Here is a 24,148-nt window from a genome sequence, read left to right on the forward strand (position 1 = left end):
CTCGACTTTGGTAGCTGGTCGTGTCGCCGGTCGCCTGCCTAGCATGGCGTCGTGACCAGCATCGCCGTCCCGGAGCACCCCTGGCTGCTGCCGGGGGAGCTGGTGGTGCCGGCTGAGCGTGACCGGGCGCGCCCGCGCCGCACCACCCGCGACTGGGTGGTGGACAGCCTGGCGTTCCTGATCGGGCTGCTCTGGGTGCTGTTCGTCACCGCCGACGGTCTGTCGCCGAACCCGGAGACGGCGATCCCGCTGCCGCACGACTGGATGGTCGGCGCGGACGCGCTGATCGGGCTGGTCTGCTGCGGGCTGCTCTGGGTGCGTCGGCGGTGGCCGCTCGGGTTGGCGGTGGCCACCCTGCCGCTGAACCTGTTCTCGATGGCCGCCGCCATTCCGCTGTTGATCCTCTACTTCACCGTTGTGGTGCACCGCCGGACCGCCGTCGCGATCGCGATCACCGGCGCCGGGCTCCTCACCAACCTGGTCTTCAGCTGGGCTCGTCCGGATCCGGCCATGCCCTATTGGGCCACCGTCGCCTGGGGCGTCGTGATCACCCTCGCCGTGCTGGCCTGGGGGATGTTCGTCCGGGCTCGCCGACAGTTGATCGTGTCGCTGCGGGAGCGGGCCGAGCGGGCCGAGGCGGAGCAGCAGCTCCGGGTCGCCCAGGCCCGCCACCTCGAACGCACCCGGATCGCCCGGGAGATGCACGACGTGCTGGCCCACCGGATCTCACTGCTCAGCCTGCACGCGGGTGCCCTGGAGTTCCGCCCGGACGCGCCGGCCGACGAGGTGGCCCGGGCCGCCGGGGTGATCCGGGGCAGTGCCCACGCCGCCCTGCAGGACCTGCGCGAGGTCATCGGGGTGCTCCGCGCCGAGGACGGCGGCGACGACGTGCCGGAGCCGCCCCAGCCCACCCTCGCCGACTTGCCGACGCTGATCGCCGAGTCGCGGTCGGCCGGGGTGCGGGTCAACGTCAGCGACAGTGTCGCCGAGCCGGGTGAGGTGCCGGCGGCGCTGGGCCGGGCCGCGTACCGGATCGTGCAGGAGGGGCTGACCAACGCCCGCAAGCACGCAGCCGGCGCGGCGGTCACCGTGGACGTGGCCGGCGGGCCGGGCGCCGGCCTGACCGTGGCGATCGGCAACCGGTGGCCGGTCGGTGCGCCGTCCGGCGGCACCCTGCCGGGTGCGGGCACCGGCCTGGTCGGCATCAGCGAACGGGTCACCCTGGCCGGCGGCCGGCTCGCCTACGGTCGGGACGACGCCGGCGACTTCCGGCTGGCCGCCTGGCTGCCGTGGCCGGCGTGACCGGCCCGCCAGACGCGGCCGGCCCTTCCCACGCGGCCGGCCCTTGCGGGGTGACCCGGCCTTCCGGTGCGGGTGGACCTCTCGGTGCGGCCGGCCCGTCCGGCGAGATCGGCCCTTCCGGTGCGACGGGGCCGGACTCGGTCGTGCCGTCGGTGCGCGTGCTGATCGTGGACGACGACGCACTGGTCCGGGCGGGGCTCTCGATGATCCTCGGCGGCCTGCCGGACCTGACCGTGGTCGGCGAGGCGGCCGACGGTGGCGAGGTGCCCGCAGCCGTCGCCGCGTACGCCCCGGACGTGGTGCTGATGGACATCAGGATGCCCCGGGTGGACGGGCTGACCGCCACCGAGGCGCTGCGCGCCCAGCCGCACCCGCCGGAGGTGCTGGTGCTGACCACCTTCGACGCCGACGAGCAGGTGCTGCGGGCGCTGCGCGCCGGGGCGGCCGGGTTCCTGCTCAAGGACACCCCGCCGGCGGAGATCGTGCACGCCGTGCGCCGGGTGGCGGCCGGTGAGGCGACGCTCTCCCCGACGGTGACCCGGACGCTGATCGCCCACGTGACCGCCGCCGCCCCCGGTCCGGTCGGCCCCGACCCGCGCCGGGAGCGGGCGCTGCGGCTGCTCACCGGGCTCAGCGAGCGGGAGCGGCAGGTGGCGGTCGCGCTGGGGCGGGGCCACACCAACGCGGAGATCGCCGGGGAGTTGTTCATGAGTGTGGCGACGGTGAAGGCATACGTGTCCCGACTGCTGACCCGCCTCGACCTCAACAACCGGGTCCAGGTGGCCCTGCTCGTCCACGACGCCGGCCTGGTCTGAGGGGGCGGTTCCGCCGGGCCACATGATCGGGCGCAACACGGACGAGCTTGCCCTCATTCTTGGTTGTTCCATTTTTGGAAGTATCAGGGGTGATCGTGGACGGCCTTGTCGGACGCGACCGGGGCTCCACCTTCTGGACGGCATGCTCTCTCGGGTGCGACATCGAGCGCGGGCGAGGTGACCTGACCCTGGGCCGGATCGTCCGGTCATGGGCGTCCTGGCGCGGGAGAGCCGTCGAACCTGTCGTCCGAGAGGCGCTGCGCCGGCTTCCCGGTGCCGACGAAACGGTTCCGGCCGTTGCCGTGTCCCGCAGCGGCACCGCCGTCGACGGGTTCCGCGTGCTGTCGCCGGAGGATCTGCTTGCCGCGTACCGGGATTGAACTTTCGTCCGACGTCTCCCGTACCAGTGGACGAGGATGTCGGTGCGGTGAGTCCGCCGTACCGCTGCCGAGCTGCGGGAGGCCTGCCGTGCGAGTTGGTGAGCAGTCGACGGATCCCATCGACCAGGTACTGGGTGAGGTGCCAATGCCGGCACCATTGACCCCGGAGGATGTTCGGCTCGCGGTCCGGGCGGTGGTCGTACACACCGCCGAGGAGTGGCCCACCGGGCCGCTGTGCCGCAACGACGGTGCCTCCTACCCGTGCCGCCTGCACCGCTGGGGGCGGCGCGTGTTGGAGACACACGGGCTCAACGAACGGCAGATCGAGGCGTTGATCCGGCACGGCAACCCGTTCGTGCACGTGCCCTTCCCGTTCACGGCGACCGGGCCGTCCCCGGCACGTCCCGCGGGCAGCCGGCCGGCGACGACCGGCTACCCGGCCCCGGCCGGGCGCACCGGCGGGTTGCCGGCGCGGCAGCAGGCCGCGCGGGTCGTCCCACCGGGCGTACGACCCACCGCTGCCGGTCGGCCGGTGACCGCCCCCGTCACCGCGCCGCGCTGGCCCCGGGCGAGCTGAGCGCGCCACCCCTCCGCCGGCATACCCCGGGGCGACATGACGTCGGCCCGGCGCGGAGATCCTCTCTCCGCGTCGGGCCGACGTCGCGCCGACCGTTGGCTCAGTCGTTGCCGGCTCCGATGCCGCAGTCCGGCGCGGACCAGTTCGTCGTGTTCGAGCTGCGGTCGCTGTTGTTCTCCCGACGCGAGTCGACGTGCACGTGGTCGTCGTGGTCGGGGTAGCCCGGCCCGTAGATCCCGCTGAACCCGCTGTTACGGGCGCTGCGGGCGACCTGGCACAGCGACGACGTCCGTGAGGTGAGGTCGGCCGCGTTGCCGTAGAGGTGTTGGCTGTCCGACGCGCCGCCGACCTGGTTGTTGCAGGCGCGGCTACGGAAACCACTGGACACGTACAGAGGCTTGTCGCCGAGGCTCTTGCGCAGCGCCTCCAGCTTCCACATGGTGCGCAGCGCGTTCTGCTTGGTCTGGGCCTCCGACAGCGGGCCGCCGCTCCACCCGCTGCCCCCGCAGCCGTTGTCCATTTCGCTGTAGCTGAAGTGGGCGGGCGTGCAGTCGTTGTCCTGGAGTTGGTAGAGCTTGGCGTAGGTCTGTGGGCCGGCGATGCCGTCGGCGCGTAGCCCGTACGCCTGCTGGAACCGCTTGACCGCGGCGGCGGTCTTCGGCCCGTAGCGGCCGTCGTTCTCCACGATGTCCCGGTAGCCGGCCCACCCGGCGACCCGGATCTGCAACTGCCGTACGTCGTCGCCGGAGCGCCCCTGGGTCAGGGTGCGGTTCCACGTGTAGCAGCCGTCCGCATGCGCCGCCGGCGCGGCGACCACCGCGGCGATCGCTGCCCCGGGCAGTGCCAGGGCGAATGCGATGGCAGCACGCTTCAAGGTGTTTACGCGCACAGAAGTCCTCCCGATAGGAGAGCGATTGGGGTGGTCACGGGACATCGACCGAGAAGTCCCGCGATTTCCACCCTGACACTGATCGGGGCGGTTGGAGGCGATTAACGAGAATCGTCCTCACAAACTGTTGTGCCTGGGTGTTGGCTGGGAATTCGACTGATTTACGAAACAGTCATTTCCTGCCGATCGGCTACTGTTCCGGTCAACAGCACCGAACGTCGCAATCAACCACACCGAGGGTGATGTTGCCTGGCCGTCGGGGGCCGGTAACGTCAGCCCGGGCGGCGGACTGGCGGAGGTGCTCGTGGCACGCGGTGGCGTCTTCTGTGTCGAGGGTCAATGGCACCGCGACCTCAACGAGCGAGGCTCCGTGCTGCCCACCCTGGAGCTGCTGGAGCGGCTGGGCAAGATCCGTTTCATCCACAAGGACGCGGCCACCCGCGACGAGCTGTTCTACTTCCTGGACCGCTGGCTGCTCAAGCAGTACGCCGACCACCGGGTCGGCTTCTTCGCGATGCACGGCGAGCCGAGCCGACTCTGCCTCACCGACTGGCAGTCCGTGGAGCTGAACGAGGTGGCCGATCTGATGGCCGGCCGCGCCGAGGGGCGACGACTCTATTTCGGCAGCTGCTCGGTCCTGCGGGCCTCCGACGCTGTGCTGCGCGAGTTCCTGGAGGTCACCGGGGCCGCCCTGATCTGCGGTTTCACCCGCGAAGTCGACTGGGTCGAATCGGCGGCCTTCGAAACCGTGCTCCTCGACGTGCTCGCCAACGGCCAGCGCCACAATGCCGCCGAGCTGCGAATGGGCTCGGCCCACTGGGCGCCGCTCGCGTCGTACCTCGGCTTCCGGGTGATCTACGCCAACGGCCGGGCCTGGCGCCCGTCCGGCCGCCCCCGGGTGCCCACCCAGGCGGTGCACCGCTCCACGGCCCGCCCCCGCTGACCCGCCGCCGGCGCTGCGCCCGTGCCCTGGTAGGAACGACGAATGGCGCGCAGCATCGCACGGAACACCCGGGTCGACCGGGATGACCTGCTCGACTTCCTCCGGCCACGACACCGCGTCGTGCTGATGACCACCCGAGCCGACGGGCGACCGCAGTCCTCCCCGGTCTCCGCGGGCATCGACGGGCAGGGTCGGCTGGTCGTCTCGACCTACCCGGAGCGGGCCAAGGTGACCAACATCCGCCGGGACCCCCGGGTCTCGGCGTGCGTACTCAGCGACGACTGGAACGGCCCCTGGGTGCAGATCGACGGCACCGCCGAGGTGCTCGACCTGCCGGAGGCGCTGGAGCCGCTGGTCGAGTACTTCCGCAGCATCTCCGGCGAGCACCCGGACTGGGACGACTACCGGGCGGCGATGGTGCGCCAGGGCAAGTCGCTGATCCGGGTCACCATCGACGCGTGGGGCCCGATCGCCACCGGAGGCTTCCCCGCCCGCCTCGCCGACTGACCCCTTCGTTCGGTGGATCTACGAGCTGGCGCTCTTCGACTACGGTGAGCCAGGCAAGATCCAATGACACGAACGGGGACCTCGTGAACCATCTCTCCGCCCCTCGCCGGCTGCTCGCCTGGGCGGTGCCGGCCACTCTGGCGCTCGCCGTCGTCGCCCCGGCCCTGCCGGCCCAGGCCGCACCGGCCGACACCCCGACCAGCGCTGCCACCGGCCCAGTGGACAAGGACCTCAACGGCGACGGCGTACCGGACCTGGTGACCGCCGGCGGCCCCACGACGGGCCTCGACTCCGGCGTCTGGGCGGCGCGGGGCCGGGTCGGCGCGACCACCGGCGTCGGCACCGGCCGGGTCAAGGTCCCGGCGGTGAACATCGGCATCTACGGCACCGGGGTCACCGGCAACGACGACCCGGCCGCGGATTTCGACGGCGCCCAAGTGATCACCGGCCGCTTCTTCGGCACCGCGAACCAGGACTTCCTGGCCTACTACCCCAGCGGCGTCAACGCCGGTGGTGGCAGCTTCATCGCGGGCACCGGCGACGGCACGATGGCCAAGCCCAATGGTGGCAGCGCACAGGTCACTCTCATCCGCGAATACCTTCTCGACGAGCACGGCAACTCTCCGATCCAGCTCGTCAACGGGTTCACGGCGGACGGCGCCGACACCGGCATCCCGGACCTGCTGGGCATCGTCGGCGACGCGAGCAATGGCTACCGCCTGGCCTACTACCCGAACTACTGGGCGACGAGCCTCTACCTTCCGCTGCCCCAGGGCAACGCCACCCCGACCGGGGGCAGCGACTGGCAGAACTGGACCCTGGCCAGCACCGAGCTGACCTCGGGGATGGCGCTGGTGCTGCGGAACGCCACCACCGGCGACCTGTACCTGTGGCAGGGCGTCACCATGACCGACAACGGCGACGGAACCGGCACGCTGTCCTACACCCAGTACCGGCTCGCCTCCGGCTGGAACACCGGCGCGGCGATCAGCAGCCTCATCGCCGCCGACCTGAACGCCGACGGCGTGGCCGACCTGTGGGCGGTGTTCCCCGACGGCAGCGTGCGGGCGTACCTGATCTCGAACCTCTCCACCACCAAGCCGGCGAGGGTCCGCGCGGTCCAGGCGCAGCAGCTCAACTGAGCTGAGGTGTGGGGTCCGTCAGCCGAGAGCGGCGGACCCCGCACCGTTCAGTCGACAAGCGCCGCGTAGACGAGTTGGCGTAGCTGGGAGCGGAGCGGGTAGGTGCTCGACGGCATCAGTTGGGTGAACAGCAGCGCGGTGATCTCCTCGGCCGGGTCCACCCAGAACGCGGTGCTGGCCACCCCACCCCAGTAGTACTCGCCGACGCTGCTCGGCACCCGGCTGGGGATCGGGTCGTCGACGACCGCGAAGCCGAGGCCGAAGCCGATCCCGTCCAGTGTCGTCTCGGCGAAGCCACCGGTGGACAGGGTGCCCAGGTCCTGGCCCCCGGGCAGGTGGTTGCGGGTCATGAAGCGCACCGTTCGGGGGCCGAGCAACCGGACGCCGTCCAGCTCGCCGCCGCGCAGCAGCATCTGCGTGAAGCGGTGGTAGTCGGCGGCGCCGGAGATCAGACCGCCTCCTCCGGACAGCAGGGCGGGCTTGCGCAACGCGAGCGCGCCGAGGCTGTCGTAGCGGACGGCCTTTCCGCTCCGCGGCTCCGGTACGTAGAGCGCCGCCAGCCGGTCGGCCTCCTCGCCCTCCACCCACCAGCGGGTGTCGGTCATGCCCAGCGGGCCGAAGATCCGGTCGGCGAAGAACGCGTCGAGGCTCTGCCCGGAGATCACCTCGACGAGCCGGCCGAGCACGTCGGTGGCGACCGAGTAGCCCCAGGCGGAACCGGGCTGGAACAGCAGCGGCAGCTCACCGAAGGCCACGCAGGCGCTGGCCAGGTCGACGTCCGCCGGCGGGTACAGGTCGTAACCGGCGGCGCGGTACAGGCCGTCGACCACCGAGGTCTGCATGAAACCGTACGTCAGGCCGGACGTGTGGGTGAGCAGGTGCCAGACCCGGATCGGCTCGGTCGCCGGCACGGTGTACGGCTTGAGCATCGACCCCTTCGAGTAGACCCGAAGGTCGGCGAACTCCGGCAGCCAGCGGCTGATCTCGTCGGTCAGCTCGAACCGGCCCTCCTCCCAGAGCATCATCGCCGCGACGGAGGTGACCGGCTTGGTCATCGAGTAGATCCGCCAGAGCGTGTCGGTTTCGACCGGCGCGCCCGACTCCCGGTCCCGCAGCCCGTACGTCGAGGAGTGCGCCACCTCGCCGCGGCGGGTGACCACCACCTGCCAGCCGGCCAGTCGGCCGTCGTCCACGTACCGGCCGAAGTGCTCGTCGATCCGCGCCAACCGTGCCGGGTCGAAACCGACCTGATCCGGGTCCTTGCTTCGGGCCACACTCACGCCGCCGAACCTACTCGCCGGTATGGCCGTACCGGAAGGGGGGTCGACACCGGTCGGACCGGCCGCCGGCTGTCGTTGGTGACCACTAGCCTGGCCGGATGCCGGAGTTGACCGAGGATGCGACCTTCCGCAACGAGGACTGGTACGGCGAGGAGCTGACCGACCGGCACTTCGTCAGTTGCGAGTTCTTCGACGTGGACCTGACCGAGGCGGTGAGCCGGGGAGCGGTCTTCACCGGGTGCACGTTCGGCAACGTCAGGTTCAACGCGTCCCGGCATGTCGACTCGGCCTTCACCCGTTGCGTCTTCCGCCGGTGCAACTTCTTCGAGGCCGAGTTCACCGGCTGCAAGTTGGTCGGCAGCACGTTCGTCGACTGCGACCTGCGCCCGTTGGCTGTCGACGGCGGTGACTGGTCCTTCGTCGCGATGCCCGGCGCGGACCTGCGGGGCGTCCGGCTGACCGGGGTGCGGATGCGGGAGGTGGACCTGACCCGGGCCAATCTGACCGGTGCCACCGTCACAGGCGTCGACCTGTCCGGGGCGCAACTGCTCAACGTGCGGCTCGGCGGCGCCGACCTGCGGGGCAGCGATCTCACCGCCCTCGACCCGACGGCCGTCGAGCGGGCCGGCGCCATCGTCGACGTCGGGCAGGCCGTGGTCATCGCACAGTTGCTCGGTTTTCGGATCGGCTGACCCCGAACGGCGCTCGTGGCCTGCCGAAGTGGCCACCCGCGCGGGGCGGGCCACCGTTGGCGTCCGGCTGCGGGCTGGACACGTCCGGCAGTCCGGATCTAGCGTGTCGTCCACACCGGTACGAACGCGAAACGGCCCACAGTGGACGGTGTGATCCGCTGTGGTGGGCGGCGGCCGGGTGGTGGAGTTGGAGGGGTCGGTGGCGGACGAAGACCGCACGCGGACTGATTCGGGTGCTGGCGACGCATCGGCGAAGCACCGCTCGGGTGCCCTCACCTCCGGGCAGACCCGCGCCGCGCTGCGCCGGGTCGCCCGTGCCCGACAGCGACGACGCTGGGCGGTGGAGGGGGTCGCCGCACTCGCCTGCCTGGCGGCGCTGATCTCGTACCTGAGCATCCGCTCGGACCCGGCGCCCGAGGACGACCAGGCGGGTCGCCCGGGCGGTGTGACCGGAGTCGCCGCCCGTTCTCCCGGTTTCCCGGGCACCGACGGGCGTACCGGTGACGCGGGGCCGGCGGAGCCCGGCCTGCGTCCGCGCCAGCGCCCGCCCTCGCCCGACCCGACACCGTCGACGACCGCGCCGGCCCCACCGCCGCCGTCACCCCGGTCGCCGGCGCTGTCGGTGACCCGGGGGGAGATGCCCGCCGAGGTCGACCTGACCGCGGTGGGCACCCGCGACTGGGTGCACTGGGGGCAGCGTGGGGGCACCTCGACGGTCCGCAAGCGTGCCGGCTCCGGGGAGATCGTCGACGAGGGTGGTGCCGGCACACGGGTCGCCTGGGACGGCAACCAGGAGCACGTGCGGTGGTCCGACGGCTCGTCGCAGCGGTCGGCGCGGGACAGCTCCGAGGGCGTCTACACCTGTGGTACCGGCAACGGGTTCTCGCTCGCCGTCGCGGGCAGCGGTGAGTCGCGCACGGTCCAGCTCTTCGGCGGTATCTGGATGGCCCGGGGGCGTCTGGAGGCGCGGCTGTCCACCGGCGGACCCGCCAGCAGCGTGGTGCTGGAGGACCCGTACACGAGTCAGAGCGCGCAGTTCACCATCCGGTTCACGGTGCCGAAGGGCGCTCGACTGCTGCTGACCTGGAAAGTCGAGAAGGTCTTCACTCCGCACTGCGGCAACGTCGGCCTCCAGGCTGTGGCGGTGCGCTGACCGACCAGTCGCTGCGCGGCCGCACAGCGGGACAGTTTGTCCGTCGCCCACGGTCGAGGAGGTCGTAGCTTTCTGCTGTCCCCATCCGACCATCCAGTGTGGAGGCAGCGGAGATGAGTAGTAGTACCGCCCACCGCGTCCGTCGCGCCGCTTCGGCCGGTGCCGGTGAAGCGTCCGGAGAGGTGCTCCGCGACATCCCCCTGCCACCGTACGTGACCGGCGAGGACACCCAGTTCGCGGTGCGGGCGGTCGTGGTGCACGCCCCCCGGCGGTGGTCCGGTGGAGTGGTGTGCCGCAACGATGCCAGCCCGCACCCGTGCCGCCTGCACCGTTGGGGCACTCGGGTGCTGGCGCTTCGCGGGCTGCGGGCTGCCGAGATCGCCGCGCTCATCGAGCGCGGCGACCCGACGGCGGTGGTCCCCCCACCGGACCGTCCGGCCTGAGCGCGCGTCCGGCCGGGAGGCAGCAGCCCGCGCCTCCCGGCCGCCGCTCAGCAGGTGATGGGCTTCACCCAGGAACACTCCACACCCTCCGGGGTCCGAGGAATCTCCGGCACGGCTGGCGGCGCCATCCGCGTGGTGCTCGTACCGCCCGTGCGGAAGCCGGCAAGTGCCACCGCGATCTGGTCCTCCAACGGCTTGACCGACGCCGTCAGGTAGTTGTTCAGCAGGATGGCGAACGCCAGCAGCCGGCCGTCGGCGCTGGTGACGTAGCCAGAGAGGCCGGAGACACCGGTCAGGCTGCCGGTCTTCGCGTGCACGTTGCCCGCCGCCGGGGTGCCGGCCATCCGGCTCCGGAGAGTGCCGCCGACGAACCGCTCGGGTTGCCCGGCGATCGGTAGGGCCGCGTACCAGGTCCCGAACCACGGTTCGGCGCGGACGGCGCTCAGCAGGTTCACGAACTCCGCCGCCGGTACCAGGTTGCGCCGGGACAGCCCCGATCCGTCGCGCTGGCGCAGCCGCCCGGTGTCCATCCCGGTGTCGGCGACGTACTCGCTGATCGCGGTCGTGCCGGCCGTCCAGGTACCCGAACCGTTCAGCACCCGGCCGATCTCCTTGGTCAGCACCTCGGCGTGCCCGTTGTTGGAGAGCTTGAGGAACGGTGTCATCAGCTCGCCGAGGCTCATCGAGTCGTGCCGGGCCACCGGGTGGGCCGTCTCCGGGGTGGGCTGGCCCAGTACGGTTCGGCCGATCACCCGGACGCCGTGCCGGTGCAACGCCGCCCGGAACACGTCGGCCGCGTAGCCGGTGGGTTCCCAGACGGTCACCCAGTCGCTGGCGGGCTCGTCCCCGAGGGCGATCTGGCCGGTCACCACCACGGTGTTGCCGCCGTGTTCGCGCTCGATCGAGATCGAGGTCTCGCCCTCGGCGACGGTCACGGCCCGGTTGTCGACGCGGACGTACCCGGTGGGTGGGGTGGTGCTGACCACCGGCGGGGCGCCGGCCCGGCCGGCGGGTGCGGCCCGCACGATCACCGTCCCCGCGTCGTAGTCGGTGTCCGGGGCGACGGTGAGCGCGGAGACCTGCGCGGCGTAGTAGTAGGGCTCGTCGTCCCAGGCCCAGTCGGGGCCGAGGCGGGTGCTGTCGTAGCGGGTGTCGTCGGCGACCAGGTTGCCGGTGACCACCCGTACGCCGTCAGCGGCGACCTGGGCGGCGAGCGCGTCGTAGTCGGCGGCGAGCATGGTCGGGTCACCGCCACCGCGCAGGTAGAGGTTGCCGGTGAGCAGGCCCGCGTGGCGCTTGCCGCTGGTGTGCACGTCGGTGGTGAATCGGTGCCCCGGGCCGAGCAGCCCGAGGGCCGCCGTCGAGGTCATCAGCTTGGTGTTGGAGGCCGGGATCAGCCGACGGTCGCCGTTGCGGTCGTAGAGCGTCTGTCCCGTGCTGGTGTCGACCACGACCACCGACGCCTGCGCCCCGCTGAGGCGGGCGTCGCCGAGGATCGTGTCGATGGTGTCGTGCAGTCGGGTCGTCGCGGGGGTGGGCGACTCGGCCGTGGCACCCGGCGCGCCGGCGGTGGCCGCGGTGGCGACCAGCGTGAGTAGTGCGAGGGCCCGGACAAAGTGACGGCGATGCATGCGCTGATGCTGCCACGAAGATATTCGCCGGAGAAGAGCCGCAAGCGAAAGATAATGCCAACCGGACTAGGTGGGCTGCCCGGCCGACTTCTCGTGGCCGCCCCAGTAGTGCCGCTGCGTCCCCATGACCAAGGGTGCCACCAGGGCGGCGAGCGCCCCGCCGAGCAGCGGGAAGACGATGAACACCCAGAGCTGCCGCAGGGCGACGCCGCCCTCGAAGACCGCCGGGCCGAACGCCCGGGCCGGGTTGACTGCCGCGCCGGTCAGCGTCAGACCGACCAGTTGGGTAGCGGCGAGGGCCAACCCGATGGCCACCCCGGCGGTCCCCGGGTTCTCGCTGCGACTGGTCACCACCAGGACGACGAGGACGAACAGGAAGGTCAGCACGACCTCCAGCACCGCCGCTCCACCTCGGTTGATGTGTGCGCCGTAGCCGTTGGTGCCCAGTGCCCCGGTCTGGTCCGCGACGTCGCCCCACCGGGTCAGCGCCCAGAGCACGAAGGCGGCCACCGTCGCGCCCACGAACTGGGCGATCCAGTACGCCACCGCGCCGAGCACCGAGATCTTTCCGGAGAGCAGGACACCTAGTGTCACCGCCGGGTTGACGTGACTGCCGGAGAGCGGGCCGATCGTGTAGACGAGAGCGAGCAGCACGAACCCGAAGGACAACGCGACCACCACGACGCCGCCCTGAACCCGTGCGGCGACGGCGCTGCCCACTCCGAAGAAGACCAGCACCAGAGTGCCGAGGAACTCTGCCGCGTACCGACGGAAGTCGCTCATTCGCTCAGCGTAGGTGCTGGTCAGGGAGGCATTACCGGAAATTCTGTGATCGACGCGACGGCCGATCGCGGGCACAGCGGTGCCGGACACGGTGTTGTACACCGCGTGGACACCCACTCCGCGGACGTCGTGGTGATCGGCGCCGGTCAGGCCGGCCTGAGCGCCGGCTACCACCTGCGCCGGACCGGGTTCCTGCCCGGCAGCGGCTTCGTCATCCTCGACGGCGACGACGGGCCGGGAGGGGCCTGGCAGCACCGCTGGCCAACGCTCGTCTTCGACCGGGTGCACGGCTTCCACGACCTGCCCGGGCTGCCGCTCCCGCCCGCCGAACCCAAGCGCCCGGCGGCCGAGCAGGTGAGCGCCTACTTCGCCGCGTACGAGAGGGCATTCGAGCTGCCGGTACGACGGCCGGTGCGGGTCCGCGCGGTGCGGTCCCGCCCGGACGGGCGGCTGGACGTGCAGACCGACGGGGACCGGTGGATCGCCCGGGCTCTGATCAACGCGACCGGCACCTGGACGAGGCCCTTCTGGCCGCACTACCCCGGTCGGGCGTCGTTCCGGGGCCGGCAACTGCACACCGCCGACTACCGGGGGCCGGCCGAGTTCGCCGGACTGCGGGTGGTGGTCGTCGGTGGGGGCACCTCCGCCGTGCAGCTGCTCGGAGAAATCTCCACCGTTGCGGCGGCCACCACCTGGGTGACCCGCCGGCCGCCGGAGTTCCGCGACGAGGAGTTCGGCCCGGAGTTGGGTCGCGCCGCGGTGGCCCGGGTGGACGAGACGGTACGGGAGGGCCGCCCACCGGGCAGTGTGGTGGGCGTGACCGGGCTGCCGGTCACGCCGGAGGTGCGCCGGCTGCGTGAGCGGGGCGTCCTGGACCGGCTACCCGTGTTCGACCGGATCACACCCGACGGGGTGGCCTGGGCGGACGGGAGGTTCGTCCCGGCGGACGTGATCCTCTGGTGCACCGGCTTCCGCGCCGCCATCGACCACCTCGCCCCGCTGGGTCTGCGCGCACCGGGCGGCGGTATCACGATGGACGGCACCCGGGTGGTCGCCGACGAGCGGGTTCACCTGGTCGGCTACGGACCCTCGGCCAGCACGATCGGTGCCAACCGGGCCGGCCGCGCGGCGGTCAACGAGATTCGCGCCTGGCTGGCCCCGACCCCCGCTCTCGACTGACCTGGCTCTATTTGACGGATCGCCGGTCAACGGGCACGGTGGAGGAGGCGGGGCCCTCAGCTGCCCCGATCCGATGCGACGGCGATGACCGTTCGCCCCTTCTGTCGCCTCCCAGGTGTGCTCGTACGACGGGCCGATCATCCGGCCTGTGAGGGTTCCGACCGGGAGCCGAGATTCCACGAGGAGTTCCGCTCATGCTCACCATGACCGACAATGCCGTGCTCGTCATCCGTGACCTCGCCAACCAGCAGGACGTCGCCGAGGGCGGCGGCGTGCGTATCGCCGCCGACACCGAGGCCGGCTCGCTCTCGGTGGAGTTGGTGCCCGAGCCGGTGCAGGGCGACCAGGTGGTCGACAACCAGGGCGCCCGCATCTTCCTGGACGAGGATGCCGCCGAACTCCTCGGCGACGCCTCGGTGGACGCCACCGTCGACGACGAGGGCATCATCCAGTTCGGGTTCACCGAGAGGCAGTAACCATCCGTCTCACCGCAGCGAGCGTCCGCGCTGTGGCGGACCGGGCCGAGGGTGCCACCTCGGCGCGGTGTCGTCGTCCGGGCGCGACAGCGTGGCGAGCACGTACGCCAGGTGGTGTGAGGTGCTCCAGGCCGCCCAGTTGGCGGCCGATCCGGCACCGGCACCCCGGCGGGCCCGGCGTAGCAGCTCGTGGTCACCCCAGGAGAACGCCGCCCCGGTGCTCGGCCAGTGCGGGGCCGACACCAGCGTGCGGCACAGGTCGGCGAACCGTTCCTCGCCCCGGCCCCCTCGCCGCGCCCAGCGGTAGATCCACCAGCTGCCGTCGTCGGTGTACCGCACCGTCGGCAGCCGGTCACCCGGGCCACCCGTGCCGGGCACGGCCGGGTGGACGCCGTAGTCGCCGTAGTCGACCCCGGCGTCGGCCAGCCGTCGCCAGAGCTGCCAGTCCCAGCGGTCCAGGCGGATCGGCTCGTCGGTCGGTAGCCGGGACAACGTCGGCGGCATCCCGCCCGCCGCCACCGTCACCGACCGCCAGGCGTGCCGGCGTGCCCAGTCGAGCAGCCGGCGCACCCGAGGTTCGGCCGCCCGCACATCCGCCGGGCAGCACACGTCCCCCGCGTCCACCACCAGGTCGCACTCCTCCGGGGCGAGGTCGGTGAACCGCCAGACCCGTTCGGCGGCGGCGGTGCTTCCGTCCGGCCCGGCACGGTCCTGTCCGGCCCGTAGGCGGATCAGCGCCCGTCGGCCGCACGCCCGTGCCGCGGCACCGTGCGCGACCAGCCGGTGGTCGCCCTCCGCGAGACCGATGACCGGCACCAGAGGTACGCCCCAACGGCTCAGCTCCGCTGCGCGGCTGTCGGGGAGGGCGCTGACGTCGACGGCCGGCAGTAGCCCGGGTGGTAGCCGGCGCAGACCGTCCAGGGTGGATCTGTCCACGGCACCGATCTCCAGGATCGGGGCGACCAGCGCGCTGGCGGTGAGGTCGAGGTGGCTCAGGGCATCCAGCTCACCGCGGCGACAGGCGAGGATGGGGCGGTAGACCGGTTCCGCCGCCCGGCTCCCGGGGGCGGGCACCATACTTAAATCTAGCCAGGCATGGGCATGTGTCACAGCTTGTGGAGCCGGAATTCGATTGCTCGACTGTCGCCTCCACGACTACTTTCCTCCGATGCCTGCGCCGACCCACCGATACCGTTCCGACGACGAGGACAGCGGCCGGTGGGCCGGGTTCCCGTTCCGCGACGGCGACATCGTGATCAGCACCCGGTCCAAGAGCGGCACCACCTGGATGCAGATGATCTGCGCGCTGCTGGTGCTGGGCACTGCGGAGCTGCCGGCACCGCTGAACGTGCTGTCGCCCTGGCTGGACTGGCTGGCCGAGCCCCGTGACGTGGTGTTCGACAAGTTGGCCGCGCAATCGCACCGGCGGTTCATCAAGACACACACCCCACTGGACGGGGTGCCCCTCGACCCCCGGGTGCACTACGTGGTGGTGGCCCGGCATCCGCTGGACATGGCGGTCTCCCTCTACCACCAGGCGGGCAACCTGGACCGGGTACGCCTCGCCGAGCTGACCGGCCAGCCGGCCCCGGCCGGGCCGACCCAGGAGCGTGTGCCGGTGGAGCAGTGGCTGCGGAGCTGGGTCGAGCAGGAGGCGGACCCACGCGCCGAGCTGGATTCGCTGCCCGGCGTGATGCTCCACCTGAACGACGCCTGGGCGCGGCGACGCGAGCCGAACGTCGAGCTGGTGCACTACGACGACCTGGTGACCGACCTGGGAGCTGAGATGCGCCGGCTCGCCGACCGGTGGGACCTCCCGAGGCCGGGGCCGGAACTGGTCGAGGCGGCGACCTTCGGTCGGATGCGGGAGCGTGCCGACCGGCTCGCTCCGGACACGCTCGGTGTGCTGCGGGACCGCCGGGCCTTCTTCCGCCAGGGCGGCTCAGGCCAGGGCCGCGCACTGCTGAACGCCGAGGCACACGCCCGCTACGAACAGCGCGTGGCCGCGCTGGCCCCGCCCGACCTGCTCACCTGGCTGCACCGCTGACCGATCCCGTTGCCCTCCGGCGCCCGCCGCGGCTCTCCGCCCGGTCGATCATGGAGTCGTGGTGCCTGGTTTGGTGCTATCGCAGCTACTTCGTCCCCACCACAACTCCATGATCGACGGGGCGGGGTGGGGTGGGGTGGGGTGGGGTGGGGCGGGGTGGGGTGAGGTGGGACGAGCGCGCGGCGCCGTTGGACCGTGGTCGCAACGTCGCCGCGCTCTGGCCGTCTCCCACCACCGCAGCCGTTCGGCGGTACGCCGGCGGGGACCTGGCTCGACCGGCCGTTGGTGCCGGTCGGGTTGTCGATCCCCGGTCTGCGCGGATCCAAACCCGCCGGACGTGGGGAATTCCACCATCTGCGAGTCCCGGCGTGGCGCGCTGCCGAACGGGGTATGAGCGTCGGCATGGAGCATTTCACGATCGCGACAGTCGCCGAGAAGAGCCCGGATTTCCGGCGGGTGCTGTGGACCGGTGAGCACACCCAGCTGGTCATCATGACCATCCCCGCCGGTGGCGAGATCGGCGAGGAGGTCCACGACGGCATCGACCAGATCCTGACGTTCGTCAGCGGCGTCGGCGAGGCCCGGGTAGCCGGTGCGAAGCGGAAGGTCGTCGCGGGCGACCTGGTCGTGGTGCCGTCCGGCACCAAGCACAACTTCGTCAACACCGGGCCCAACCCGCTGGTGCTGTACACCGTCTACGGCCCGCCGGAGCACGCCGACCAGGCCGTGCACCGGACCAAGGAGGAGGCCGACGCGGCCGAGGCGGCAGGCGAGGACGAGCCACCGACGGAGTGACGAGGCCGCCGGCTGCCTGATCCGGCCCGATGGGGGTACCCGCGGCGGGTGGAGCAGCAGCCGGCGATCTCCGACTACGCATTCCTCTCGGACTCTCGTTCCGGTGCCCTGGTCGGCAAGGACGGGTCGATCGACTGGTGGTGCCCGCACCGGTTCGACGGGGCGTCCGTGTTCGGGCGGCTGCTGGACCCGGGCGCCGGGCACTTCAAGCTGGCTCCGGTGGGCGTCGGCGGACCGGGGTATCGGATGGAGCGGGCGTACCTGCCTGACTCCTTGGTGCTGCGGACTGTGCACCACACGCCGCAGGGCAGTGTGGCGGTCACCGACGCCCTCGCCGCCGAGGTCGGGGCACGCGCGCACGAGCTGGGCAAGAATTCACCCGCCGTGCTGATCCGAGTGGTGCAGGGGCTGTCCGGGCGGGTACGGATGGCGTTGGACTTCGCGCCCCGACCGGAGTACGGCCTGCTCACGCCGTACCTGCACGAGCAGCCGGACGGCGGGGTGCTGGCCGGCGCGGGGCCGGTGGTGCTGGTGTTGCGCGCCGGCGATCTGCACCTGCGGGCGGGCGTCGACCGGGTGAAGCACGAGTTCGAGGTCTCCGCCGGTCAGGTGATCGGGATGGACGTGGCGTTCGGTGAGGTGTACGGCACCCCGCCAGCGCGGGTCGAGCCGCTGGCCGCCCTCGCCGAGACGACGCGGGCGTGGCAGGCGTTCCGGGACACGCACATATACAAGGGGCGGTACCCCGAACTCGTCCGGCACAGCGCGACGGTCCTGACCGGCCTCACGTACTCCCGCAGTGGAGCGGTCGCCGCGGCGTTGACCAGTTCGCTGCCCGAGCAGATCGGCGGCGACCGCAACTACGACTACCGGTACTCCTGGCTGCGCGATTTCTCGTTGACCATGCGCGCGCTCTGGGTGGCGGCCTGTCCGGAGGAGACGTCGCGGCTGTTCGCCTGGGCGGCCCGCTCGATCGGCCGGTTCGGCGACGAACCCGTGCCCGTGCTCTTCGGGTTGGAGGGTGAGCGGGACATCTCCGAGCACCACTGCGACCACCTGCGCGGGTACCGTGACAGCCGGCCGGTCCGGGTCGGCAACGACGCGTGGCGGCAGCGGCAGCTCGACGTGCCGGGTGAGGTGATGTCGGCGGTGTGGCGGTTGCGCGACTACCTCGGCGCGACGTTCGACGGCGAGCTGCGGGAGATGGTGCTGGGGCTGGCCGAGCAGGTGGCCGCGACGTGGCGGCTGCCGGACCGGGGGATCTGGGAGACCCGGGACGAGGAGCGCCACTACGTCTCGTCCAAGGTGTCCTGCTGGCTGGCCCTGGACCGGGCGGTGGGGCTCGCCGACCGGCTCGGCGACCGGGCCGACCCGCGCCGCTGGGCCGGGGTACGCGACGAGATCCGCGGCACCGTGCTGCGCGAGGGGTGGAACGACCGGATCGGGGCGTTCACCGGCGCGTTCGGATCGGCGGAGCTGGACGCCTCGGTGCTCGCCATGCCGGTGGCGCGTTTCCTGCCGGCCACCGACCCGCGGATGCGCTCCACCATCGAGATGGTGGAGCGTGAGCTGGGCACCGAGGGCGGGTTGCTACGGCGGTGGACGACCGACCCGGCGGGCTTCCTGCTGTGCTCGTTCTGGCTGGTGGAGTGCCTGGTGATGGCAGGTGAGCCGAAGCGCGCCGAGGCGCTGTTCGAGCGGGTGGTCGGCTACTCCAACGACGTGGGGCTGTTCACCGAGCAGGTCGACCTGACCACCGGGATGCAGCTCGGCAACACCCCGCAGGCGCTCTCGCACATCGGGCTGATCAACGCGGCCTGGCGGTTGACCGAGCCGGAGAGTTTCTGATCGCTCGGGGACGTCTCCCGGTCGAAATCCTGCAACAGACCTGCAAGCGTCAGGCATTGACGGTGATGCTTGCGCAGTCCTAGCCTCGAAGCAGCGGGAAAGCCCTTTCCCAAGGTCTTTTCTCCCGCTTCGCTCCGCTTCGGATCCCGGGCATCCGACCGGGGCGCGCACCGATCCCAGACGAAGGCACCGCCGTGTCGACACGTCCCCAGGCGGTCGTCGAGGGATCGCCACCACACGCGTCAAGGAGGACAACTGTGCAGAAAAGACGATCCCCCGGCCGACGACCACTCCTGCTGGCGGTGGGCGTCGGCGTGACGGTGGCAGCCCTTGCCGCCGGCATGACCTCGGCCTTCGCGGCCACCGTCTTCAGCGACGACTTCAACGACGGCAACACGTCCGGCTGGTCCAAGTCCGGCGGCACCTGGACCGTCGACGGCTCGGGCGTGCTCAACCAGTCCAACGCCGGCAGCGAACTGGCCCGGCAGTTCGCCGGCCAGACCAGTTGGACCAACTACTCCGTGCAGGCCCGGGTGCGGCCGGCGAGCTTCGGCTCGTCCAGCGCCCTGGTCGGGCTGGCCGCGCGGTCCAGCAGCAGCACCAAGATGTACCGGCTGGCCCTGCTCGGCTCCGGCCGGGCCGAGCTGCAGGCGGTCAACGGCAGCTCCCTCACCGCGATCGGGTCCGCATCGCTGGGCGTCGGCACCGGCACCTGGTACACCCTGCGCATCGAGGTCAGCGGCAGCACCATCCGCGGCTTCGTCAACGGCACGCAGATCGCCGCAGGCAGCAACAGCCTGGTCGGCGCGGGCCGGATCGGCCTGGTCACCGCGTACGCCGGCGGCGGCTTCGACGACGTGCTGGTCGACTCCGCCGGTGGCGGCACGCCGAGCACTCCGCCGCCCACCACCACGCCGCCGCCGACCAGTCCGCCGCCGACCACGCCGCCGCCGACCAGTCCGCCGCCGCCTGCGGGTTGGCCGACGCCCACCGGCAACCAGAAGGTGGACGCCACGATCCCGGTGTCCGGGAGCTTCGACGGCGGGCTCAAGCGCTACTACGGCATCGGTGACGGCGGGCAGAGCGAGAGCCAGGACCCGATGTTCGAACTGGCCGCCGGCGCCACCCTCCGCAATGTGATCATCGGTGCGCCGGCCGGTGACGGCGTGCACTGCGAGGGCGACTGCACGCTGGTCAACGTCTGGTGGGAGGACGTCGGCGAGGACGCCGCCACCTTCCGCGGCGGCACCACGTACACCGTCGACGGCGGCGGCGCCCGCTCGGCCAGCGACAAGGTCTTCCAGCACAACGGTTCGGGCACCGTCTACATCAAGAACTTCCGGGTGGAGAACGCCGGGAAGCTCTACCGCGCCTGCGGCAACTGCTCGACGTCGTACCAGCGGCACGTGGTGATCGACAACGTGTCGGTGCGGAACACCGACGCGATCGCCGGCATCAACACCAACTGGGGCGACACCGCCCGGTTCAGCCGGATCACCATCATCGGCGACCCGGATCGGGAGACCTCGATCTGCGTGAAGTACAAGGGCGTGCCGAAGGGGAGCGAGCCGACCGAGATCGGCGAGGGCGCGGACGGGGTCAACTGCCTCTACTCACCCTCCGACATCACCTACCAGTAGGCACCGCACGCCGGCACCCCGCCGCCCGCGGGGTGCCGGCTCTCACCCCAGCACGGGTACGCCGGACACGTCGACGGTGTCCGGATACTTCAGTCCCGCGCCGGTGTTGAGCACCACCACCCGTTCGCCGGCCCGGATCCACCCGCCGGCGCGCAGATGCCGCGCCGCCGTCAGGCAGGCCGCACCCTCCGGGCAGAGCAGCAGCCCCTCCCGACCGGCGAACTCCCGAAGGTCGGCCAGCAGGTCGGCGTCGTCGACGGCCACGGCGGTGCCGGACGACTCCCGCACCGCCGCCAGGATCAGCTCGTCACCCAGCGGGGCCGGCACCGTGATGCCGAACGCCACGGTGTGTGCGCCCTCCCACGGCCGCGCCCGATCCTCACCCTCGGCGAACGCCCGCACGATCGGCGCGCAGCCGGTCGACTGCACCGCCACCAGTCGGGGCAGCTTGTCGCCGATCCAGCCCAGCTCGCGCAGCTCGTGCATCGCCTTGTGGATGCCGATCAGGCCGACACCGCCGCCGGTCGGATAGATGATCACGTCCGGGATCTGCCAGCCGAGCTGCTCGACGATCTCGTACCCCATCGTCTTCTTGCCCTCGAGCCGGTAGGGCTCGCGCAGCGTGCCGGCGTCGAAGATCGTCCCGTTCGATTCCGCGATCAGCTCTGCCACCCGCCGACCGGCGTCGCTGATCAGCCCGTCCACCAGGCGAAGGTCGGCGCCGGCGGCGACGCACTCGCGTCGGCAGATGCTCGGCGCGTCCAGCGGCATGACGATGGTGGCGCCCATTCCGGCCCGCGCGGCGTACGTGGCCCAGGCCGATCCGGCGTTGCCGTTGGTGGGCATGGCGATCCGCTCGACGCCCAGCTCGCGGGCGCGGCTCACCCCGACCGCCGCGCCGCGTGCCTTGAACGAGCCGGTCGGGATCAACCCCTCGTCCTTGATCATGAGGTCCGTGATGCCGATCTCGGCGCCGTAGGCCGGGGCGCGCAGCAGCGGCGTCCAGCCCTCACCGAGCGTCGTGACGTGCCGTGGATCGCCGACCGGCAACAGCTCCCGGTAGCGCCACAGGTCGGCCGGGCGCAGCGGGAAGCGTTCCGGGGTGACCGCCTTCGCCACCGCCGGCAGGTCGTAGCGGGCCAGCACCGGGGAGCCGCACTCGCAGAGGTTCTGCAACTGGTCGGCGGCGTGCTCCCGCCCGCAGCGCGGGCAGTCCAGGTGGGTCAGGTACACGTCGCTCCTCGCCGTCAGACCGCCTCGGCGCTCAGCCAGTGCCGGCCGCGCCGCCCCGGCTCGTAGGCCGAGTCCAGCCGCGTGCCGACCGCGCCCGGCAGATCCTGCTCCTGCCCGGCGCGCAGGGCCTCGTCGCCCGCGCCGGGGAACCACGGCGGAGTCTGCCAGTGCGTACCCGCCAAGGCCAGCCCATCGAGCAGATCCCGGCGTTGCGCGTACGGCGCGTCGACGCTGCCCACGCCCTCCAACCCCGGCACACCCGCGTACTCCGGCAGGCCGGAGCGTCGCGCTGGCCGCCGGAGTGTCCGTTCGCTCGGCAGCAGGCGGCTCGGCGGGGTAGAACGGACCTCATGGACCTCACCGACCAGCCCGCCGCCCTGCTCCCCGGTGACGTGCGGATGCCCCTGCTCGGCTTCGGCACCTGGCAGGCCACCGGCCAGGCCGGCTACGACGCCGTGCTGGCCGCGCTCGACACCGGCTACCGGCACATCGACACCGCGACCGTGTACGGCAACGAGCGGGAGGTCGGTCGGGCGGTGCAGGAGAGCGGGCTGCGCCGCGAGGACATCTTCATCACCACCAAGCTCCCGCCGAACAGGGTGGGTCAGGAGCGTGCGACGTTGGAGGCCAGTCTGGAGGCGCTCGGTGTCGACCACCTGGACCTCTGGTTGATCCACTGGCCGCCGTCGTCGCCGACGGACAGCATTCCGCTGTGGCGCGAGTTGCTGGCCGCCCGCGACGAGAACCTGACCCGGGCGATCGGCGTCAGCAACTACAGCACCGGGCAGATCGACGAGTTGATCCAGTCGACCGAGGAGAACCCGGCGGTCAACCAGATCGAGTGGAGTCCGGCGTTGTACGACCGGCAGCGGCACGCCGAGCACCGGGACCGGGGAGTGGTGCTGGAGGGGTACAGCCCGTTCAAGACCAGCGACCTCAGTGACCCGGTGCTGACCAGGATCGCGGCGGCGCACGACGTCTCCCCGGCGCAGGTGGTGCTGCGCTGGCACATCGACCACGAGATCGTGGCGATTCCGAAGTCGGTGACACCGGAGCGGATCACCGCCAACTTCGACGTCTTCCACTTCTCGCTGACCGCGGAGGAGATGCGCGACATCGACGCGCTCGGCGACGCCTGAATCGGCGGTTTCCTTCAGATCCTGCCTTGGTGATGAAGGGTATCGACATCGACGTTCGTGACGGTATACCGTGCCCGTCATCACGATCGTCGATCCGTTCGTGCCCGCCGTCGCTGGAGGATCGCCATGACCCGATCACCATCCATCCGTCTACGCCGCCGCGGGGTGCTCGGCATCCCCGCCCTGGTGGCCGCCGCGCTGACCGTCGTCGCCCGACCCACCGCGGCGAGCGCCGCACCGAAGGCCGAGTGCCTCGCCGACCTGCTCCAGGACGCCTGATGGCGACCATTCCCTGGCTCGTGGACGTGTTGCGCGGCGCCGGGGTCCAGGTCGTGGTCGAGGGCGACTGGCTCAACCGGATGCGGCCCGGCTCCTTCGACCCGATCGGCGTGCTCTGGCACCACACCGCCTCCACCAGCAGCGCCAGCAACCCGCACCCGGCGCTCGGCATCTGCATAAACGGCCGATCCGACCTGCCCGGGCCGCTGTGCCAGGCGCTCGTCGACTACCACGGCGTCTTCCACGTCATCTCCGCCGGCCGGTGCAACCACGCCGGCGTCAGCGGCGGCAGCGGGCCGATCCCGTCGGGAGACGGCAACACCCTGATGATCGGGTGGGAGATCGACTACAACGGCGTCAACCAGGAGATGACCGCCGCGCAGTACAACGCGTCGATCGCCGCCACCGCCGCCGTGCTCACCCGCCTCGGCCGGGACAGCAGCTACGCCCGGGGGCACCGGGAGACCAGCACCACCGGCAAGATCGACCCCTCCTTCATCGACCTGAACGTGATGCGGGCCGACGTCGCGGCGAAGATGGCCGGCAGCGGCACGGCATGGTCTTCCACGGTGGACAACACCACCGCCGGCCGGTTCACCGCCAGCGCCAATTGGGGTGTCTCGACGTACTCCAGCCAGCGCTACGGTGCCGACTACCGGTACGCCGATCCGGTGGCCGCCAGCGACCCCGCCTGGTACCGGTTCAACGTGCCGGCGGCGGGCAACTACCGGGTCGAGGCCTGGTGGCCGACGAACAGCGGCTACAACAGCGCCACCCCGTACATCGTCGCCACCAGCTCCGGCAACCGGACCGTCTACGTCGACCAGCGGGCGACCGGCGGGCAGTGGCGACTCCTCGGCACGTTCGCACTGCCGGCCGGTGACGCCAACCGGGTGGCGGTGAGCCGGTGGAGCAACGCCACCGGTCTGGTGATCGCCGACGCCGTACGTCTCACCCGAGTCTGACCGCATCCGC

The 24,148-nt window shown here is 71.7% G+C and carries 25 protein-coding genes and 1 pseudogene; 19 read left to right on the forward strand and 7 right to left on the reverse strand.

What is annotated here, in order from left to right; all coding sequences use genetic code 11:
• Positions 1 to 51 precede the first annotated feature (51 nt).
• From O7614_RS07165 to O7614_RS07180, 4 genes are all read left to right on the forward strand, one after another.
• Positions 52 to 1,302 (forward strand): histidine kinase, encoded by a 1,251-nt coding sequence (locus O7614_RS07165; protein WP_278137686.1) that lies wholly within the window; start codon positions 52 to 54, stop codon positions 1,300 to 1,302.
• A 107-nt stretch (positions 1,303 to 1,409) separates the two neighbouring features.
• Positions 1,410 to 2,117, forward strand: coding sequence for a response regulator transcription factor (locus O7614_RS07170; protein WP_278142182.1), 708 nt, complete (start codon positions 1,410 to 1,412; stop codon positions 2,115 to 2,117).
• Between the two features lie 95 nt (positions 2,118 to 2,212).
• Complete coding sequence (locus tag O7614_RS07175; RefSeq protein ID WP_278137687.1) at positions 2,213 to 2,497, forward strand: hypothetical protein; 285 nt, start codon at positions 2,213 to 2,215, stop codon at positions 2,495 to 2,497.
• 145 nt (positions 2,498 to 2,642) lie between these two features.
• Positions 2,643 to 3,074 (forward strand): hypothetical protein, encoded by a 432-nt coding sequence (locus O7614_RS07180; protein WP_278137688.1) that lies wholly within the window; start codon positions 2,643 to 2,645, stop codon positions 3,072 to 3,074.
• A gap of 100 nt (positions 3,075 to 3,174) precedes the next feature.
• Here O7614_RS07180 and O7614_RS07185 read toward each other — a convergent pair whose 3' ends face one another.
• Positions 3,175 to 3,963: a D-Ala-D-Ala carboxypeptidase family metallohydrolase gene (locus O7614_RS07185; protein ID WP_278137689.1), complete on the reverse strand. Its 789-nt coding sequence runs from the start codon at positions 3,961 to 3,963 to the stop codon at positions 3,175 to 3,177.
• Between the two features lie 304 nt (positions 3,964 to 4,267).
• On the opposite strand from O7614_RS07185, the gene O7614_RS07190 reads away from it, so the two are divergent.
• From O7614_RS07190 to O7614_RS07200, 3 genes are all read left to right on the forward strand, one after another.
• Positions 4,268 to 4,906, forward strand: a complete 639-nt coding sequence (locus tag O7614_RS07190; RefSeq protein WP_238645255.1) for a hypothetical protein — start codon at positions 4,268 to 4,270, stop codon at positions 4,904 to 4,906.
• Positions 4,907 to 4,948: 42 nt separating this feature from the next.
• Positions 4,949 to 5,413: a PPOX class F420-dependent oxidoreductase gene (locus O7614_RS07195; protein ID WP_278137690.1), complete on the forward strand. Its 465-nt coding sequence runs from the start codon at positions 4,949 to 4,951 to the stop codon at positions 5,411 to 5,413.
• Positions 5,414 to 5,496: 83 nt separating this feature from the next.
• Complete coding sequence (locus tag O7614_RS07200) at positions 5,497 to 6,555, forward strand: hypothetical protein (RefSeq protein ID WP_278137691.1); 1,059 nt, start codon at positions 5,497 to 5,499, stop codon at positions 6,553 to 6,555.
• A 47-nt stretch (positions 6,556 to 6,602) separates the two neighbouring features.
• Here the strand turns inward: O7614_RS07200 and O7614_RS07205 are convergent, their stop codons facing one another.
• The gene (locus O7614_RS07205) at positions 6,603 to 7,835 is read right to left on the reverse strand and encodes a serine hydrolase domain-containing protein (protein ID WP_278137692.1); all 1,233 of its coding nucleotides are present in this window, start codon (positions 7,833 to 7,835) and stop codon (positions 6,603 to 6,605) included.
• 98 nt (positions 7,836 to 7,933) lie between these two features.
• Here O7614_RS07205 and O7614_RS07210 point away from each other — a divergent pair, with 98 nt between their 5' ends.
• From O7614_RS07210 to O7614_RS07220, 3 genes are all read left to right on the forward strand, one after another.
• Positions 7,934 to 8,527, forward strand: a complete 594-nt coding sequence (locus tag O7614_RS07210; RefSeq protein ID WP_278137693.1) for a pentapeptide repeat-containing protein — start codon at positions 7,934 to 7,936, stop codon at positions 8,525 to 8,527.
• 199 nt (positions 8,528 to 8,726) lie between these two features.
• Entirely contained in the window at positions 8,727 to 9,680 is a 954-nt protein-coding gene (locus O7614_RS07215) for a hypothetical protein (protein WP_278137694.1), read from the forward strand.
• A gap of 113 nt (positions 9,681 to 9,793) precedes the next feature.
• The gene (locus O7614_RS07220) at positions 9,794 to 10,123 is read left to right on the forward strand and encodes a hypothetical protein (protein WP_278137695.1); all 330 of its coding nucleotides are present in this window, start codon (positions 9,794 to 9,796) and stop codon (positions 10,121 to 10,123) included.
• 47 nt (positions 10,124 to 10,170) lie between these two features.
• Here O7614_RS07220 and dacB read toward each other — a convergent pair whose 3' ends face one another.
• Both dacB and O7614_RS07230 read right to left on the reverse strand, forming a co-directional pair.
• Entirely contained in the window at positions 10,171 to 11,754 is a 1,584-nt protein-coding gene (gene dacB, locus O7614_RS07225) for a D-alanyl-D-alanine carboxypeptidase/D-alanyl-D-alanine-endopeptidase (protein ID WP_278137696.1), read from the reverse strand.
• 66 nt (positions 11,755 to 11,820) lie between these two features.
• A complete protein-coding gene (locus tag O7614_RS07230) occupies positions 11,821 to 12,537 on the reverse strand; it encodes an aquaporin (protein ID WP_278137697.1) in 717 nt (238 codons plus the stop codon).
• 105 nt (positions 12,538 to 12,642) lie between these two features.
• Here O7614_RS07230 and O7614_RS07235 point away from each other — a divergent pair, with 105 nt between their 5' ends.
• Both O7614_RS07235 and O7614_RS07240 read left to right on the forward strand, forming a co-directional pair.
• Positions 12,643 to 13,716, forward strand: a complete 1,074-nt coding sequence (locus O7614_RS07235) for an NAD(P)-binding domain-containing protein (protein WP_278137698.1) — start codon at positions 12,643 to 12,645, stop codon at positions 13,714 to 13,716.
• Positions 13,717 to 13,910: 194 nt separating this feature from the next.
• Positions 13,911 to 14,192: an adhesin gene (locus tag O7614_RS07240; RefSeq protein WP_278137699.1), complete on the forward strand. Its 282-nt coding sequence runs from the start codon at positions 13,911 to 13,913 to the stop codon at positions 14,190 to 14,192.
• Positions 14,193 to 14,201: 9 nt separating this feature from the next.
• Here the strand turns inward: O7614_RS07240 and O7614_RS07245 are convergent, their stop codons facing one another.
• Positions 14,202 to 15,269, reverse strand: a complete 1,068-nt coding sequence (locus O7614_RS07245) for a hypothetical protein (protein WP_278137700.1) — start codon at positions 15,267 to 15,269, stop codon at positions 14,202 to 14,204.
• Between the two features lie 91 nt (positions 15,270 to 15,360).
• Between O7614_RS07245 and O7614_RS07250 the strand changes: the two genes are divergently transcribed.
• The 4 genes from O7614_RS07250 to O7614_RS07265 all read left to right on the forward strand — a co-directional run bounded on the left by O7614_RS07250 (position 15,361) and on the right by O7614_RS07265 (position 20,522).
• On the forward strand, positions 15,361 to 16,239 hold the full coding sequence (locus O7614_RS07250; RefSeq protein ID WP_278137701.1) for a sulfotransferase domain-containing protein: 879 nt from the start codon (positions 15,361 to 15,363) through the stop codon (positions 16,237 to 16,239).
• A gap of 402 nt (positions 16,240 to 16,641) precedes the next feature.
• Positions 16,642 to 17,034, forward strand: a complete 393-nt coding sequence (locus tag O7614_RS07255; RefSeq protein ID WP_278137702.1) for a cupin domain-containing protein — start codon at positions 16,642 to 16,644, stop codon at positions 17,032 to 17,034.
• A 48-nt stretch (positions 17,035 to 17,082) separates the two neighbouring features.
• Positions 17,083 to 18,882 (forward strand): glycoside hydrolase family 15 protein, encoded by a 1,800-nt coding sequence (locus O7614_RS07260; protein ID WP_278137703.1) that lies wholly within the window; start codon positions 17,083 to 17,085, stop codon positions 18,880 to 18,882.
• Between the two features lie 257 nt (positions 18,883 to 19,139).
• Complete coding sequence (locus O7614_RS07265) at positions 19,140 to 20,522, forward strand: pectate lyase (RefSeq protein WP_278137704.1); 1,383 nt, start codon at positions 19,140 to 19,142, stop codon at positions 20,520 to 20,522.
• 42 nt (positions 20,523 to 20,564) lie between these two features.
• Here O7614_RS07265 and O7614_RS07270 read toward each other — a convergent pair whose 3' ends face one another.
• Both O7614_RS07270 and O7614_RS07275 read right to left on the reverse strand, forming a co-directional pair.
• Positions 20,565 to 21,755 carry a threonine synthase gene (locus O7614_RS07270; protein WP_278137705.1) on the reverse strand — a complete coding sequence of 397 codons (1,191 nt, stop codon included), beginning with the start codon at positions 21,753 to 21,755 and terminating at the stop codon, positions 20,565 to 20,567.
• Between the two features lie 14 nt (positions 21,756 to 21,769).
• Positions 21,770 to 22,003, reverse strand: a pseudogene (locus O7614_RS07275) (ATP-dependent DNA ligase); the annotation flags it as partial.
• Positions 22,004 to 22,105: 102 nt separating this feature from the next.
• On the opposite strand from O7614_RS07275, the gene O7614_RS07280 reads away from it, so the two are divergent.
• From O7614_RS07280 to O7614_RS07290, 3 genes are all read left to right on the forward strand, one after another.
• Positions 22,106 to 22,894 (forward strand): aldo/keto reductase, encoded by a 789-nt coding sequence (locus O7614_RS07280; RefSeq protein ID WP_145785282.1) that lies wholly within the window; start codon positions 22,106 to 22,108, stop codon positions 22,892 to 22,894.
• A 126-nt stretch (positions 22,895 to 23,020) separates the two neighbouring features.
• The gene (locus O7614_RS07285) at positions 23,021 to 23,173 is read left to right on the forward strand and encodes a hypothetical protein (protein WP_278137706.1); all 153 of its coding nucleotides are present in this window, start codon (positions 23,021 to 23,023) and stop codon (positions 23,171 to 23,173) included.
• Positions 23,173 to 24,138, forward strand: coding sequence for an N-acetylmuramoyl-L-alanine amidase (locus tag O7614_RS07290; RefSeq protein WP_278137707.1), 966 nt, complete (start codon positions 23,173 to 23,175; stop codon positions 24,136 to 24,138). Before O7614_RS07285 ends, O7614_RS07290 begins: the two co-directional genes overlap by 1 nt.
• Positions 24,139 to 24,148: the final 10 nt, after the last annotated feature.

Origin of the sequence: Micromonospora sp. WMMD961, assembly GCF_029626145.1 — a bacterium.
Classification (GTDB): Bacteria; Actinomycetota; Actinomycetes; order Mycobacteriales; family Micromonosporaceae; genus Micromonospora.